Below are 14,021 nucleotides of genomic sequence, written 5' to 3' on the forward strand. Positions count from 1 at the left end.
TGCGCTTCGGGCTTGCCATTTCGATCGGGAACGACGATATGTCTCCGCGGGAGGTTGGTGGTGGACGAGCCACTCGCCAACCGGGTCAGGTCCGGAAGGAAGCAGCCCCAACGAGCCACGGCACGGGTCGCGTGCCAGCCTCCCACCTTTTCCCCAGCCATCGCGTCAGCCTCGATGACGGCGCGCCCTCAAGGGTGTGCTAAGGTCGAAGAGGCTTGCCCGCGAGGGTGGCGCGGATTGGACCCGGAAGCAGGGACGGCAACGGCGACGCATGGACGGCGGCGATCTTTCCAGCACCCCGAAGGATGGCGCGACCGGCGCCTACCGCGTCCTTGCGCGCAAATACCGGCCTCGTAGCTTCGACGACCTCGTCGGCCAGGAGCCGATGGTCCGCACCCTCAAGAATGCCTTCGAGACCGGCCGCATCGCGCAGGCCTACATGCTTACCGGCGTTCGCGGTGTCGGCAAGACGACGACGGCTCGCATTCTCGCCCGTGGCCTGAACTATTCCGTTCCCGGCAAGGTCGACCGTCCGACCATCGACATGCCGGAGCTCGGCGTCCATTGCGCCGAGATCATGGAAGGCCGCCATGTCGACGTGCTCGAGATGGACGCCGCCTCCAACAACGGCATCGACAACATCCGTGAGATCATCGAGGCCGTGCGCTACAAGCCGGTCTCGGCGCGCTACAAGGTCTACATCCTCGACGAAGTGCACATGCTCTCCGGCGCGGCCTTCAACGGCCTGCTGAAGACGCTCGAGGAGCCGCCCGAGCATGTGAAGTTCATCTTCGCGACGACCGAGATCCGCAAGGTTCCCGTCACCGTGCTGTCGCGCTGCCAGCGCTTCGACCTCCGCCGGATCGAATCGGACCGGCTGATCGGTCTGCTGCGCTCGATCACCGACAAGGAACATGTCGAGATCGGTGACGACGCGCTGGCGATGATCGCCCGCGCCGCCGAGGGCTCGGCACGTGATTCGCTCTCGCTGCTCGACCAGGCGATCGCGCATGGCGCCGGCGCCATCACGGCAGAAGACGTGCGCGGCATGCTCGGCCTCGCCGACCGCGCCCGCGTCATCGACCTGTTCGAGGCGCTGATGGGCGGCCGCATCGCGGAAGCGCTGGCGCTGCTCAAGGAGCAATACGACATCGGCGCCGACCCGGCCGTGGTGCTGCAGGATCTCGCCGCCTTCACCCATGCCGTGACCCGCTTCAAGGTCGTTCCGGACTCGGGCGAGGACGCCGCGCTGCCGCAGGACGAGCGGACGCGCGGCCGCGCGCTGGCTGGGACCGTTTCGCTCCGCGTTCTGGCGCGCGCCTGGCAGATGCTGCTGAAAGGCATCGAGGAAGTGTCGAGCTCGAGCCGGCCGCTCGCCGCCGCCGACATGGTGCTGATCCGCATCGCCCACGCCGCCGACCTGCCGACGCCGGACGAGGCGCTGCGCCTGCTGAAGAGCGGCCAGTTCGGCGCCGCTTCTTCGGCTGGCGGCGCGACTCCGCAGGTTTCCTACCAGCCGGCTTCCGCGCCGCAGGCTTCGGGCGGTTCGAATGGCGGGCCGATCGGCCAGATGCGCACGATCACCAACACGGCTGCCATGCCGGCCGCCGCGTCGATGGCGCAGCCGGCTGGAGTGCCCCAGGCCAAGGCAGAGCCGGCGATCCGCTTCCAGCGCTTCGAGGACCTCGTCGCTTATGTCGGTCTGAAGCGCGACATCCCGCTGAAGCTCGCGCTCGAACAGCAGGTCAAGCCGATCCGGTTCGAGCCCGGCCTGCTCGAGTTCGAGCCGACCGAGGATGCGCCGCGCACGCTCGCGCAGGATCTCGGCCGCAAGCTTTCCGACTGGACGGGCGAACGCTGGGTCGTGGCACTCGGGCGCGGCGCTACCGAGCCGACGATCGCTGAGGCGCGCGCCTTCGCCCGCGACAAGGCGCGCTCGGACGCCGCCGCCGATCCGCTGGTCGCGGCGGTGCTCTCCCGCTTCCCGGGCGCCAAGATCGTCGACATCCAGATCCGCGGCGCCGAGGAGCCCGAGGGCCTGCCGTCGCCGGCCGTTCCCGTCGACAATCCGGACGAAGCGCCCGATCCCGACGACGACTGATCCGTCGCAATCAATTCCAATCGAACCAGGAGAACCCGCATGCGCGACATTCTCGGCATGATGAGCAAGGCCAAGGAACTGCAGTCGAAGATGCAGGACATGCAGGCCGAGGTCGCCAATATCGAGGTTGAAGGCTCTTCCGGCGCCGGCCTCGTCAAGGTTGTGATGACCGCCAAGGGCGACCTGCGCAAGCTTTCGATCGATCCGTCGCTGCTGAAGCCGGAAGACGTCGAAATCCTCGAGGACCTGATCACCGCGGCCCATGCCGATGCGCGCGCCAAGGCGGAGCGCACCATGGCCGAGAAGATGGAAGCGCTGACCGGCGGCCTCGGTCTGCCGGCCGGCCTCAAGCTGCCGTTCTAGTCTTCTGAGGGGCGGGTGCCGAGGCATCCGCTCCGACCCGCCGCAGCCCTGGAATAAGAATGTCGCGCAGCACCGCCGGCCCCGAGATCGAACGCCTGATCCAGCTGCTCGCGCGGCTGCCCGGCCTGGGCCCGCGCTCGGCCCGGCGCGCGGCGCTGGCGCTGGTCAAGAAGAAGGACCAGCTGCTGGTGCCGCTGGCCGGCGCCATGACGGTGGCGGCCGAGCGGATCCTGACCTGCTCGACCTGCGGCAACATCGACACCTCCGATCCCTGCACGATCTGCAGCGATCCGGCGCGCGACACGAAGACGATCGTCGTCGTCGAGGACGTCTCGGATCTCTGGGCGCTGGAACGGGCCGGTGCCATCAAGGCGCGCTACCACGTGCTGGGCGGCACGCTGTCGCCACTCGACGGCGTGGGTCCGGAAGATTTGAACATCGAATCATTGGTGAGCCGCTGTTCGACCGGCGAGGTGGCGGAGGTGATCCTGGCCGTCAACGCGACCGTCGATGGCCAGACCACGGCGCATGTCATCACCGACCGTCTGACCGGCACGCCGGTCCGCGTCTCGCGCCTCGCGCATGGCGTTCCTGTCGGCGGTGAGCTCGACTATCTCGACGAGGGCACGCTCGCCGCCGCTATCCGCGCCCGCACGCCTTTCTGAGGGAAGTCCCTCACCCAACCTCTTCCGCAGGCGGGAGGGGGACTGCCGGAGCCGGCTTGGCTCTGATGTCTGCACCGAGCCGTGCAGAGGGTGGGGGCCTTACCGACCTGCGACATACGGGGAAAAAGAACCATGACGACTGATACGCTCGACCCTGCCATCCTCCTGGATGCGCATCGCTTCTGGTTCGGGGAACTGGTTGCCGGCATCGATGTGCCGGCCGAGCGGGTCAAGGTCTGGTTCTCGCGCCGCGACGCCACCGACGATGCTTGCCGGGTCCGCTTCGGCGATCATCTCGACGCCGTCGCCGAGACCGACTGGCTGTTCGAGACGCTGTCGCCGGCGGCCGGTATCGGCTTCGTCCTCTTTCTGGACCAGTTCCCGCGCAACCTGTTCCGCGACGACGGCCGGGCCTTTGCATACGATGCGCGCGCCCGCGCTGCGGTGCGGCGGCTGATCGCCGGCGGCGTCGAGCGCTTCGCGCCGATCGAGCGTGTCTTCCTCTATCTTCCGTTCGAACACAGCGAGGAACTGGCGGATCAGGATCTCTCCGTCAGCCTCTACGAGGCGCTGCTGGCCGAAGTGCCGGAGGCGGACAAGGAAGATTATCAGTCGTTTGTGGGCTATGCCGAGAAGCACCGCGACCTGATCCGGCGCTTCGGCCGCTTCCCGCATCGAAATGCCGATCTCGGCCGCGCCTCGACGCCGGAAGAGATCGAGTTTCTCAAGGATGGCCGCGGCTACTGAGCCATCGGCATCGGACGGCCGGGATCGCGGCAAAGCCGATCTGGCCTGCGAGGCCGAGCAGGCCGGGCGACGTCCCATAAGCCGCGAATAGAGCGGTCATATCACGGCCGAAGCCGAAGTGGCCGAGCGCGAACTCGGCGGCCAGCAGCAACAGCAGGGCGACGGCTCCCATGCCGAGGTCGGCGCCGCGCCGCGCGCGAACCTGCGAGCGGCGCAGGATGCCGCCGCAGACGATCCAGGCTGCGGCGAGCATGACCGGAAGCTCTATCGCCACTGCCGCCAGGGCGCCGATCCGGGGCTCGAGCAGCAGCACCCGCGCCGAGCCGAGCACGAAGCCGATCGCGAAGACGATCAGGAAGTAGATCGCTCCGGCCCGGATCGCGCCCATGGGCTACTCCCCGGCCAGGAGATCCGGCTGGCGGTCATAGGCCGGCGAGCCTTCGTCGCCGAACTCCAGCGCCTCGATCTTGGCGCCGCGGGCGGTCAGCTTGCGGGTCGAGATCAGGATGTCGTCGATGTCTTTCGACGCCTGGTCGAAATGCGTCTTCAGCTTGCGGACGCGCTCGTCCACCCGGCCGAGATCCTCCATCAACTTCATCACCTCGCCCTGGATCAGATGCGCCTGCTCGCGCATGCCGGCGTCCTTCAGCACGGACTGGATCACCTGGATCGACAGCATCAGGAGCGAGGGCGAGACGATGACGATCCGCAGCCGGTGCGCCGCCTGGACCAGATCCTCGAAGCGCTCGTGGATGTCGGCGAAGATCGATTCCGACGGCACGAACATGAAGGCCGTGTCCTGCGTCTCGCCGGGGATCAAATAGCGCTCGGCGATGTCCTTCAGATGCTTGGTGACGTCGCGGCGGAACTGCGTCTCGGCGGCGCGCGCCATGTCCGGTCCTTCGGCGGCGCGGATCGCGTTCCAGGCCTCGAGCGGAAACTTGGCGTCGACGACCAGGCTGGCGGCACCGTTCGGAAAGGCGATGACGCAATCCGGCCGGTTGCCGTTGGAGAGTGTCGCCTGGAACTGGTAGCCGCCGAGGGGCAGGCCGTCCTGGACGATCGCCTCCATCCGCGCCTGGCCGAACGCGCCGCGCGTCTGCTTGTTGGCGAGGATGTGCTGCAGTCCGACCACCTGGCTGGAGAGTTCGGTCAGGTTGCGCTGCGCCGTGTCGATGACGGCGAGGCGTTCGTTCAGCCGGGTGAGGTTCTCGTGCGTGTGGCGGGTCGATTCGACCATGGTCTGGCCGATCCGGTGGCCGAGCCCGTCCATGCGGCTGGAGAGCCCCTGCAGCAATTCGGACTGCCGCGAGCCGAAGACTTCGGCCATCGTCTGCATCCGGCCGGTCATCTCGCTCTGGATGCGCACCAGATCGGCGATCCGGCGCTCGAATTCGCCGCCGAGTATCGCCTGGTCGGCCTCGGCCAGGTCCCGACGGCGCATGCCGCGCCAGACCACGACCAGCACGACGAAAAGCAGCACGACGCCGAGGAGGGCGGCGGCCAGCACCAGCATGGCGACGGTGATCGGCCGGTCGCCGAGGAGAAAGAGGGTGTCCTGCATCCCTCCTTCATAGCAGATTCGGGCCGATAGACGAGATCAAAACAAGAACATGGGCGGCGCGGCCCGAGGTCCCGCCCATCATTCCTCGTTGACCGACCCGGCCGCATCTCTTATCTGAAACGGCTCAAACCGAGGTTTTCATGGCTCTTCTCGACATCATCACCCTGCCGGACGCGAAGCTGAGGCTCGTCAGCGAGCCGGTCGAGCGCATCGACGACGAACTGCTGCGCTTCATGGACGACATGCTGGAGACGATGTACGAGGCGCCGGGCATCGGCCTCGCCGCCATCCAGGTCGGCGTGCCGCGCCGCGTCGTCACCATCGACGTCTCGGGCCGCGAGGAGGGCAGCAAGCCCGCGCCGCTGTTCCTGATCAATCCCGAGATCCTGACCTCGTCGGACGAACGTTCGGTCTATGAGGAGGGCTGCCTGTCGATCCCGGATTACTATGCCGAGGTCGAGCGCCCCGCCTCCGTGCGCATCCGCTATCTCGATCGCGACGGCAAGCTGCAGGAAATCGAGGCCGACGACATCCTCGCGACCTGCGTCCAGCACGAGATCGACCATCTCGATGGCAAGCTGTTCATCGACTACCTGTCGCGGCTGAAGCGCGACATGGTCATCAAGAAGTTCGTCAAGGCCGCCAAGACCGGCGTCCGGCCGGAATTCAAGTCGCACACCCCCGACGAGATGTGAGGCCGAGATGAGCCTCCGCGTCGTCTTCATGGGCACGCCCGAATTCTCGGTGCCCACGCTTGTCGAGATCATCGGTCAGGGGCACGAGGTCGTCGCCGTCTATTCGCAGCCGCCGCGTCCGGCCGGCCGCGGTATGGCCGAGCGCAAGTCGCCCGTGCACGAGACGGCCGAGCGCTTTGGCATTCCCGTCTTCACGCCGAAATCGCTGAAGGGCGCCGACGAGCAGGAGGCCTTCGCCTCGCTCGATGCCGACGTCGCCGTCGTCGTCGCCTATGGGCTGATCCTGCCGCAGGCGATCCTCGACGCGCCGCGCGAGGGCTGCCTCAACCTGCATGCCTCGCTGCTGCCGCGCTGGCGCGGCGCCGCGCCGATCCATCGCGCCATCATGGCCGGCGATGCCGAGACGGGCGTGATGGTCATGCGCATGGAGGCCGGCCTCGATACCGGCCCGGTCGCCATGGCCGAGAAGCTGGCCATCGCGCCTGACATCACCACCGGCGACCTGCACGACAAGCTGGCGCGGCTCGGCGCCGATCTGATGGTGCGGGCGCTCGCCGCCGCCTCGCGTGGCGGCCTCGATGCCGTGCCGCAGGCGGAAGAGGGCGTCACCTACGCCGCCAAGATCGACAAGGCCGAGGCGCGGATCGACTGGTCGAAGCCGGCCGTCGAGGTGCACAACCACATTCGTGGCTTGTCGCCCTTTCCGGGCGCCTGGTGCGAGATGACGTTCGGCGACAAGGTCGAGCGGGTCAAGGTGCTGCGCTCGACGCTGGCGACGGGTTCCGGCGCGCCGGGCACCGTGCTGAACGACCAGCTGGTGATCGCCTGCGGCGACGGCGCGGTGCGCCTCGTCGAGGTGCAGCGCGCCGGCGGCAAGCCGCTCGGTGCCGTCGAATTCCTGCGCGGCGCGGCGATCGCGCCGGGCGCCGTCCTCGGCTAGCCGGTCGATGCCTCGCTACAAGCTTCTCGTCGAATATGACGGCGTGCCCTATGCCGGCTGGCAGCGACAGGCGAATGCGCCTTCCGTTCAGCAGGCGCTGGAGGAGGCGATCCTGCGCTTTTCCGGCGAGGCGGTACCGACGCGCGGCGCCGGCCGCACCGATGCCGGCGTTCATGCGACGGGCCAGGTGGTGCATTTCGACCTAACCGGGCACTGGACCGGGCTGCGCATCCGTGACGCCATGAACGCCCAGCTGCGGCCCGAGCCGATCGCCGTGATCGAGGCCGAGCTGGTACCGGACGAGTTCGACGCGCGCCGCTCGGCGGTGAAGCGGCACTATATCTACCGCGTGCTCGACCGGCGCGCGCCCGCCGCGCTCGAGATCAACCGCGTCTGGGACGTGCGCAAGCGTCTCGACATCGACGCCATGCAGCAGGCGGCGAACCTGCTGCTCGGCTGGCATGATTTCACCACCTTCCGCTCGGCCGATTGCCAGGCGAAGAGCCCGATGAAGACGCTCGACCGGCTGGAGATCACCCGCGAGGGCGATCACGTCCTGTTCGGCGTCTCGGCCCGCTCCTTCCTGCACAACCAGGTGCGGTCGATGGTCGGCACGCTGAAGAAGGTGGGCGAGGGCAAGTGGCCCGTCGCCCGCGTCGGCGAGGTGCTGGAAGCGTGCGACCGCAAGGCCTGCGGCCCGGTGGCGCCGCCCGGCGGGCTCTATCTCGTGCAGGTTGACTACGGCTCAGGCGCCGAACAGCTGGGTGAAGACCCCGCTGAGGACGAGGCTTAGGGCGAGGTCGGCGGCGACTAGCCCAACCCGGAAGCCGACTGACTTGCCGAGCGTCGCGCCGACGATCTGGTAGTGGTAGCGCAGCATGACGCCGACGATCGCGAGCGACACCACGGCCGCGAACTCGATCGGCACCAGGCCAAGCCCGGCCAGCAGCGCGACGGCCGCCTGCGGCGCCGCCATGATCACCGACGCCCAGTTGCGCACGACGATATAGGACGCGTAGCTGCGCGCGATGTTGAGCCTTCTCGCGAAAATCGCCAGCAGGACCGGCATCGCCGTCCAGTCGAGGATCAGGTCGAGCCCGCGCGACACGATGAACATCGCGTCGGTCGGGCCGGCGACGGTGACGTCCTCCGGCCGCAGCCGGTGCTCGACGGCGACGCTGATCGCGAAGAAGGGCAGCATGAAGAAGATGGCGCCGAACGAGCGCCAGAAGCCCTCGACGCTGAAATCGAAGCGCTGCAATCCCTCGCGCCGCCCGAGAAACAGCTCGAACGCGCCGGTCAGCGCGCTGGATGACGAAGGGGAGATCATCGCGCCTCTGCCGTCACGCAAAATACCGGTCGAGGAAGCAGCGATAGATGGCGGTGAGCGCGACGAGATCCTCGACGGCGACCCGCTCGTCGATCTGGTGCATGGTCTGGCCGACGAGGCCGAATTCTACCACCGGGCAATAATCCTTGATGAAGCGGGCATCCGAGGTGCCGCCGCTGGTCGATAGCTCGGGACGGCGCCCCGTCGATTGCTCGATTGCGTCCGACAGCGTGCCGATCAGCATCTCCGAGTGGGTCAGGAAGGACTCGCTGCCGCCCGGCTCGAGGTCGAGCTCGAATTCGATGGCGCCGCGCGCCGCCTCCTCCAGCCGGCTTATCAGCCAGGCTTCCAGCGTGTCGCGCGTCCACTGGTCGTTGAAGCGGATGTTGAAGCGCGCCTTGGCCTCGGCGGGGATGACGTTCCAGGCCTTGTTGTCGACGCTGAGGCCGACGAATTCCAGGTTGGAGGCATCGAAGCGCTCGCTGCCGGCATCGAGCGCCTCCGCGGTCAGCCGGCGGATCAGCGTCGTTAGCTGCGGGATCGGGTTTACCGCCAGATGCGGATAGGCGACGTGGCCCTGCCGGCCCTGGACGATGATCGTGCCGGAAAGGCTGCCGCGCCGGCCGACCTTGATCGCGTCGCCGAGCGCCTGAGGGTTGGTCGGCTCGCCGACGATCGCCGCGTCGAAACGGTGGCCCTTCTTCGCCGCCCAGTCGAGCAGCTTGACCGTGCCGTTGACCGACGGACCTTCCTCGTCGCCGGTGATCAGCAGCGAGATCGTGCCCTGCTTCAGCCCACCCTCCGACAGGAAATCGAGCGCGGCGGAAGCGAAGGCGGCGATGCCGCCCTTCATGTCGACCGCGCCGCGGCCGTAGAGCATGCCGTCGGCGATCTCGCCGGAGAAGGGGCCGTGCTGCCAGTGCGCCTCGTCGCCCGGCGGCACGACGTCGGTGTGGCCGGCGAAGACGAAATGCGGTGCGCCGCTGCCGATGGTGGCGAACAGGTTTTCGACGTCCGGCGTGCCGGCCTCGGTGAACACCGGGCGATCGACGGTGAAGCCCGCCTCGGTCAGGACGCTTTCGAGATAGACGAGCGCCCCGCCTTCGGCCGGCGTCACCGACGGGCAGCGGATCAGGTCTTGCAGGATGCGAATGGGATCGCTGGCCATGGCGTTGGGTCCTGCCCGAGCAGTTCGAATATAGGAAATGCCGGCTCGCGAGACGAAGACGCGAGCCGGCCGGGTCTCAATCGCGAAGCAGCTCGTTGACGCTGGTCTTCGAGCGGGTCTTGGCGTCGACCTTCTTGACGATCACGGCGCAATAGAGCGACGGGCCGGGCTGGCCGTTCGGCAGGTTCTTGCCGGGCAGCGAGCCGGAGACGACGACGGAATAGGGCGGCACGCGGCCGATATGGATCTCGCCCGTCTCGCGGTCGACGATCTTGGTCGAGGCGCTGATGAACACGCCCATCGAGATGACCGAACCCTCGCCGACGATGACGCCCTCGACCACCTCGGAGCGGGCGCCGATGAAGCAATTGTCCTCGATGATGGTCGGGCTCGCCTGCAGCGGCTCCAGCACGCCGCCGATGCCGACGCCGCCGGAAAGATGGACGTTCTTGCCGATCTGGGCGCAGGAGCCGACGGTTGCCCAGGTGTCGACCATGGTGCCACTGTCGACATAGGCGCCGAGATTGACGAAGGACGGCATCAGCACGACGCTCGGCGCGATGAAGGCGGAGCGGCGCACGACCGCGCCCGGCACGGCGCGGAAGCCGGCCTTGGTGAATTCGTCGGCGCCCCAGCCCTCGAACTTGGTCGGCACCTTGTCCCACCAGGTCGAGCCGTTCGGCGCGCCCGGAATCGGGCCCATGTCGTTCAGGCGGAAGGAGAGAAGGACGGCCTTCTTCAGCCAGTCATTGACGACCCAGTCGCCGTCGATCTTCTCGGCGACGCGCGCCTCGCCACGATCGAGCAGGCCAAGCGTGGTCTCGACGGTCGAGCGGACGGCGCCCTGGGTGGCGGGGCCGATATTCGCGCGATCCTCGAAAGCGGCTTCGACGGTGGACTTCAGGGCGGCGAGGTCGTGCGTGGTCATCTTTTTTCCTTGGAGCGGACATCCCCCGGCGCGGAGGTCGCCGGAAAGGTTCGGCCGGGACGATATCGGCCAATCGGGGGAAGTCAACGCGCAAGGCGCGGAGAGGGCGGTTTTGCGCCGCTCGTGCGTTCGGTTTGCCGGCGTCTGCCCGCCCCGATCGCCAGTCGGCCGTTCCGGGGCGGGGTGGGAGCGGGGAGGTGGGGGAGAGACGTCCCCGCCGGCAGGGGCGGCCGGCGGGGACGGATTGTCAGAACTGCAGCGTGACGCCGCCGACGATGGTGCGGCCGCGGCCGCTCTGCACGGTCGAGTCGCCCGACACGGCCGGGCTATAGGCGACGTCGGTCAGGTTCTCGACATTGACGAAGGCGGTTGCATGCTCGTTCGCCTTGTAGGAGGCGTAGAGGTCGTAGAGCGTGTAGGCCTCCTTCTCGGCCGTTGCGCCGAGACCCGTGGCATAGCGGCTGCCGCCGACATGGTTCATCTTGCCGCCGATGGTCAGCGCCTTGTCGAACAGGCGGATGCCGATATCGACCGTTGAATAGTCTTCCGGCAGGAAGGTACTGTCGCCATTGCCGATGCCGGCGCCCCAGCCCACCGGCTGGTTCATGTCCGAGAAGGTCATGCCGAGGTTCACATAGGCGAAGCCGGCATCGTAGCCGCCCTCGATCTCGACGCCGCGCGAATGCGTCGTGCCCGGCACGTTGACCCAGATCGCCCGCTGGTAGGGGTCGCCCGGCAGGGTCAGCAGGTCGTTGACGATGTAGTTGTCGATCGCCATGTCGAAATAATTGACCTTGAGGCGCAGCGCGTCGTTGGCCAAGAGCAGGTCGTTCTTCAGCACGTTGGCGCCGAACTCCCAGCCCTTGCTGGTTTCCGGCTCCAGGTAGAAGTTCGAATACTGGCCGCCGCCGATGCCGGCGCCGATCGGCACCAGGGCCCAGAGCGCCTCGCGCGCCGATGGCGGGCGATAGGTGTGGGCATAGGTGACATAGGGCTGCAGCCAGTCGAGCGGCTTGGCCGACAGCGTGATCTTCGGGTTGAGCGAATTGCCGTCGCGCGAGACGTCGACGTCGCCGCCGGTGTCGGGGCAGAAGCCGACGCCGGCCGTGCACGGGCTCTGGTGGCCGGAGAGCGTCCAGTAGTCGTAGTTGAGGCCGCCATTCAGGTCGAACATGCCCCAGTTCAAACCGATATCGGTGAAGGCGCGCGCCTTCTCCATCTTTCCGGGCGGGTTGGCGCCGCGGTACTGGTTCACCGTGTAGTCGTCCGACGTATAGGCGGCGCCGTAGTTCCAGCTGACGCCGATCGTGTCGGTCAGGTTGAAGCGGCTGGTGTTGGCGATGTCGAAGCCGAGCCCGACCGCCTCGGTCTCGCGGTAGCGATAGGAGCCGCCGACCGTCGGGTCGTAGGACATGTCGGTCTTGTTGTAGAAGGCGTTGAGCTTGAGGTCGATCCAGGGATTGTCCGGGTCGTAGTGGTAGTTCGCCGTGTAGGTGGCGTTCTTCACGCCCCAGTCATAGCCGGAGACGATGAAGGCGTTGTCGTACCAGCGGCCGCCCAGCTTCAGGTCGTGCTCGCCATTCGGCTCGTAGTGCAGCTTGACCAGGCCCGAGGTCGGCGAGTTGCTGGCGTCGGGCGTGTTCAGGATGCCATTGTCGCCGCGCCGATAGTTCTCGTGCTCGCTATAGCTGAGCGCGCCCATGATGCTGGCGGTGCCGAACTGCGGCAGCGACGCCTTGGCGCCGCCGGCGATCATGCTGGAGAAGCCGAAGCCGTTGCTGCCGGTCTTCAGGCGGGTCATCACGCCGACACTCTGGCCGTCGAGGACGACGTCCTCGAAGTCGATGGTGCGGAAATTGACCGCGCCCGCCAGCGCGCCCATGCCGTTGGCGCCGTTGACCGCGCCGCGCTCGACGCCGATGCCCGCCAGCAGGATCGTGTCCATGTAGAGCAGTTCGCCGCCGGTCGAGGCGTGGCCGTTCACGTTACGGAACGTCTGCGGCACGCCGTCGATCATCGTCTTGACGCGGCCGTCCGACTCGAAGCCGCGGATGTTGACGGCGACGCCGGGCTGGCTGGAGGTGACGCGGGTGAAGGTGCCGGGGATCGAGCGGATGATGGCGTTGGCGTCGCCGCCGAACTTCTCCTGCACGACGGCGCCGTCGACGACGCTGACGCCGCCCGGCGTCATATAGGGCGCGTCCATGACCGAACCCGCGGTGACGGTGATCGGCTCCAGAACCGTGACCTTCTGGGCGTCGGCCTTCTTCCTGGCCTCGGCTTCTTCTTCGGCGGTTTGGGCCGGCGCCGTCACGGCCGCGCTCTGGGCGTGCGCGGTCGTCGTCAATATTGCCAAAGATGTCGTAAGGATCGTCGTGGACAACAACAAGTGCGCCACACTCACGGCGTGAGGGTGCAATAGAGCCTCCTGCGATAAATTGGGGAGACCAGTCGCTGGCTCGTTGTCTTGCAATCGCTGGCTGCTGGCAGGTCGGGGCCTGATTAGGGCCTGGGCTTGCGCGGTGTCAACGAAATGGCAAAATTATGATCTATTATCGTTCAAATATGGAATCGAATATTGGATGTTTTCTTAGTCTAGTTTGGAAAAAGGGTGACGTCGGGACGAGCTCGCAGCTGACGCAGCGTTCGCCATGATGCGCGCCGGATCGCCATGCGGGCGAGTTGCGCGGGCGAGGCCAGGAAGAGGCCGGCCGGCGCTGCTGTGGCGGCCGGGCGAAATGCGGTGAAAGCGGGGCGGCGTGACTTTCCTGCAACGCTCGCGCTGCGGTCGAGTCGCTAGCGGATCAGGGCGAGTCGGGCGAGGAATGCGCCGAGATCATCGGTCAGATGATCGATATGCGCCGCGTTGGCGCTGGTCTCCCAGGCCTCGACCGGCACGGCGTCGGTGCCGTGGGGAACGACGAGGACCGTGGCCATGCCGAGGGACTTCGGCACTTCGAGATTGCGTGGCAGATCCTCGAACATCACCGCCGTGGCGGGGTCGATGTCGTTCTGGCCGAGGAAGCGCGCATAGGTGTCCGGATGCGGCTTCGGCAGGAAATCGGCACGGATGATGTCGAAGATGTCGTCGAACGGCTTGTCGAAACCGATCCGCGCCAGGATCCGCTCCGCATGGCTGAGCGAGCCGTTGGTCAGGATGAAGCGCCGCCCGGGCAGCCGCTCGATTGCGGCGACGAGCGCCGGATCCGGCTCGAGCGGCGAGTGGTCGATGTCGTGCACGAAATCGAGGAAGGCGTCGGGCGCTATGCCGTGCTCGACGATCAGCCCGCGCAGCGTGGTGCCGTGGCGACGGTAGTAGTCGCGCCGGACTTCGACGGCCGCTTCGGGCGTGATCGACAGGAACTGCTGCAGATAGAGCTGGATGCGGTCGCCGACCTGGCGGAACAGGCCCGTGTGGCTCGAATAGAGCGTGTCGTCGAGGTCGAACACCCAGGCGCGGATGTCGGCGAACCGGGCGAGCGCCGGGTCCGTCGACAGCGGGTTCTGGGGCATCGGTCCG

At 67.3% G+C, this 14,021-nt stretch carries 15 protein-coding genes and 1 other RNA gene; 9 read left to right on the forward strand and 7 right to left on the reverse strand.

What is annotated here, in order from left to right; translation table 11 throughout:
• Positions 1–52: 52 nt before the first annotated feature.
• The 5 genes from ffs to WFK98_RS19925 all read left to right on the forward strand — a co-directional run bounded on the left by ffs (position 53) and on the right by WFK98_RS19925 (position 3,876).
• Positions 53–143, forward strand: an RNA gene (gene ffs, locus WFK98_RS19905) — signal recognition particle sRNA small type.
• A gap of 128 nt (positions 144–271) precedes the next feature.
• Positions 272–2,101, forward strand: coding sequence for a DNA polymerase III subunit gamma/tau (locus WFK98_RS19910; protein WP_336801426.1), 1,830 nt, complete (start codon positions 272–274; stop codon positions 2,099–2,101).
• Between the two features lie 39 nt (positions 2,102–2,140).
• Positions 2,141–2,464, forward strand: coding sequence for a YbaB/EbfC family nucleoid-associated protein (locus WFK98_RS19915; RefSeq protein WP_266336920.1), 324 nt, complete (start codon positions 2,141–2,143; stop codon positions 2,462–2,464).
• A gap of 59 nt (positions 2,465–2,523) precedes the next feature.
• Entirely contained in the window at positions 2,524–3,129 is a 606-nt protein-coding gene (gene recR / locus WFK98_RS19920; RefSeq protein ID WP_266336921.1) for a recombination mediator RecR, read from the forward strand.
• Between the two features lie 132 nt (positions 3,130–3,261).
• Complete coding sequence (locus WFK98_RS19925; RefSeq protein ID WP_336801427.1) at positions 3,262–3,876, forward strand: DUF924 family protein; 615 nt, start codon at positions 3,262–3,264, stop codon at positions 3,874–3,876.
• Here WFK98_RS19925 and WFK98_RS19930 read toward each other — a convergent pair.
• The gene (locus WFK98_RS19930) at positions 3,854–4,264 is read right to left on the reverse strand and encodes a hypothetical protein (protein ID WP_336801428.1); all 411 of its coding nucleotides are present in this window, start codon (positions 4,262–4,264) and stop codon (positions 3,854–3,856) included. The two genes, WFK98_RS19925 and WFK98_RS19930, sit on opposite strands and share 23 nt — an antisense overlap.
• Positions 4,265–4,267: 3 nt before the next feature.
• Complete coding sequence (locus tag WFK98_RS19935) at positions 4,268–5,440, reverse strand: DNA recombination protein RmuC (protein WP_336801429.1); 1,173 nt, start codon at positions 5,438–5,440, stop codon at positions 4,268–4,270.
• A 140-nt stretch (positions 5,441–5,580) separates the two neighbouring features.
• Between WFK98_RS19935 and def the strand changes: the two genes are divergently transcribed.
• The 3 genes from def to truA are packed head-to-tail and all read left to right on the forward strand — an operon-like array spanning position 5,581 to position 7,868.
• Complete coding sequence (gene def / locus WFK98_RS19940; RefSeq protein WP_336801430.1) at positions 5,581–6,135, forward strand: peptide deformylase; 555 nt, start codon at positions 5,581–5,583, stop codon at positions 6,133–6,135.
• Positions 6,136–6,142: 7 nt separating this feature from the next.
• Positions 6,143–7,075: a methionyl-tRNA formyltransferase gene (fmt, locus tag WFK98_RS19945; RefSeq protein WP_336801431.1), complete on the forward strand. Its 933-nt coding sequence runs from the start codon at positions 6,143–6,145 to the stop codon at positions 7,073–7,075.
• Between the two features lie 7 nt (positions 7,076–7,082).
• On the forward strand, positions 7,083–7,868 hold the full coding sequence (gene truA / locus WFK98_RS19950) for a tRNA pseudouridine(38-40) synthase TruA (protein WP_336801432.1): 786 nt from the start codon (positions 7,083–7,085) through the stop codon (positions 7,866–7,868).
• Here truA and WFK98_RS19955 read toward each other — a convergent pair.
• From WFK98_RS19955 to WFK98_RS19970, 4 genes are all read right to left on the reverse strand, one after another.
• Positions 7,821–8,405, reverse strand: coding sequence for a hypothetical protein (locus tag WFK98_RS19955; protein WP_336801433.1), 585 nt, complete (start codon positions 8,403–8,405; stop codon positions 7,821–7,823). The genes truA and WFK98_RS19955 overlap by 48 nt on opposite strands.
• Before the next feature lie 13 nt (positions 8,406–8,418).
• A complete protein-coding gene (gene dapE, locus WFK98_RS19960) occupies positions 8,419–9,573 on the reverse strand; it encodes a succinyl-diaminopimelate desuccinylase (protein WP_336801434.1) in 1,155 nt (384 codons plus the stop codon).
• A 76-nt stretch (positions 9,574–9,649) separates the two neighbouring features.
• Positions 9,650–10,501, reverse strand: a complete 852-nt coding sequence (gene dapD, locus WFK98_RS19965; protein WP_266336929.1) for a 2,3,4,5-tetrahydropyridine-2,6-dicarboxylate N-succinyltransferase — start codon at positions 10,499–10,501, stop codon at positions 9,650–9,652.
• Positions 10,502–10,748: 247 nt separating this feature from the next.
• A complete protein-coding gene (locus WFK98_RS19970; RefSeq protein ID WP_336801435.1) occupies positions 10,749–12,707 on the reverse strand; it encodes a TonB-dependent receptor domain-containing protein in 1,959 nt (652 codons plus the stop codon).
• Between WFK98_RS19970 and WFK98_RS19975 the strand changes: the two genes are divergently transcribed.
• The gene (locus WFK98_RS19975; protein WP_336801436.1) at positions 12,706–12,912 is read left to right on the forward strand and encodes a hypothetical protein; all 207 of its coding nucleotides are present in this window, start codon (positions 12,706–12,708) and stop codon (positions 12,910–12,912) included. The two genes, WFK98_RS19970 and WFK98_RS19975, sit on opposite strands and share 2 nt — an antisense overlap.
• Before the next feature lie 385 nt (positions 12,913–13,297).
• Here WFK98_RS19975 and WFK98_RS19980 read toward each other — a convergent pair whose 3' ends face one another.
• Positions 13,298–14,014, reverse strand: a complete 717-nt coding sequence (locus tag WFK98_RS19980; protein WP_336801437.1) for a pyrimidine 5'-nucleotidase — start codon at positions 14,012–14,014, stop codon at positions 13,298–13,300.
• Positions 14,015–14,021: the final 7 nt, after the last annotated feature.

Source organism: Kaistia sp. MMO-174, assembly GCF_037147815.1.
GTDB lineage: Bacteria > Pseudomonadota > Alphaproteobacteria > Rhizobiales > Kaistiaceae > Kaistia > Kaistia nematophila.

Bases quoted from the DNA above. Each gene is read 5' to 3' on its own strand.
- WFK98_RS19970 (WP_336801435.1), bottom strand. From the start codon at position 12,707: ATGGACGCGCCCTATATGACGCCGGGCGGCGTCAGCGTCGTCGACGGC.
- dapE (WP_336801434.1), bottom strand. From the start codon at position 9,573: ATGGCCAGCGATCCCATTCGCATCCTGCAAGACCTGATCCGCTGCCCG.
- def (WP_336801430.1), top strand. From the start codon at position 5,581: ATGGCTCTTCTCGACATCATCACCCTGCCGGACGCGAAGCTGAGGCTC.
- dapD (WP_266336929.1), bottom strand. From the start codon at position 10,501: ATGACCACGCACGACCTCGCCGCCCTGAAGTCCACCGTCGAAGCCGCT.
- WFK98_RS19955 (WP_336801433.1), bottom strand. From the start codon at position 8,405: ATGATCTCCCCTTCGTCATCCAGCGCGCTGACCGGCGCGTTCGAGCTG.
- WFK98_RS19975 (WP_336801436.1), top strand. From the start codon at position 12,706: ATGACCGAACCCGCGGTGACGGTGATCGGCTCCAGAACCGTGACCTTC.
- WFK98_RS19935 (WP_336801429.1), bottom strand. From the start codon at position 5,440: ATGCAGGACACCCTCTTTCTCCTCGGCGACCGGCCGATCACCGTCGCC.
- truA (WP_336801432.1), top strand. From the start codon at position 7,083: ATGCCTCGCTACAAGCTTCTCGTCGAATATGACGGCGTGCCCTATGCC.
- WFK98_RS19980 (WP_336801437.1), bottom strand. From the start codon at position 14,014: ATGCCCCAGAACCCGCTGTCGACGGACCCGGCGCTCGCCCGGTTCGCC.
- fmt (WP_336801431.1), top strand. From the start codon at position 6,143: ATGAGCCTCCGCGTCGTCTTCATGGGCACGCCCGAATTCTCGGTGCCC.
- WFK98_RS19910 (WP_336801426.1), top strand. From the start codon at position 272: ATGGACGGCGGCGATCTTTCCAGCACCCCGAAGGATGGCGCGACCGGC.
- WFK98_RS19925 (WP_336801427.1), top strand. From the start codon at position 3,262: ATGACGACTGATACGCTCGACCCTGCCATCCTCCTGGATGCGCATCGC.
- WFK98_RS19915 (WP_266336920.1), top strand. From the start codon at position 2,141: ATGCGCGACATTCTCGGCATGATGAGCAAGGCCAAGGAACTGCAGTCG.
- WFK98_RS19930 (WP_336801428.1), bottom strand. From the start codon at position 4,264: ATGGGCGCGATCCGGGCCGGAGCGATCTACTTCCTGATCGTCTTCGCG.
- recR (WP_266336921.1), top strand. From the start codon at position 2,524: ATGTCGCGCAGCACCGCCGGCCCCGAGATCGAACGCCTGATCCAGCTG.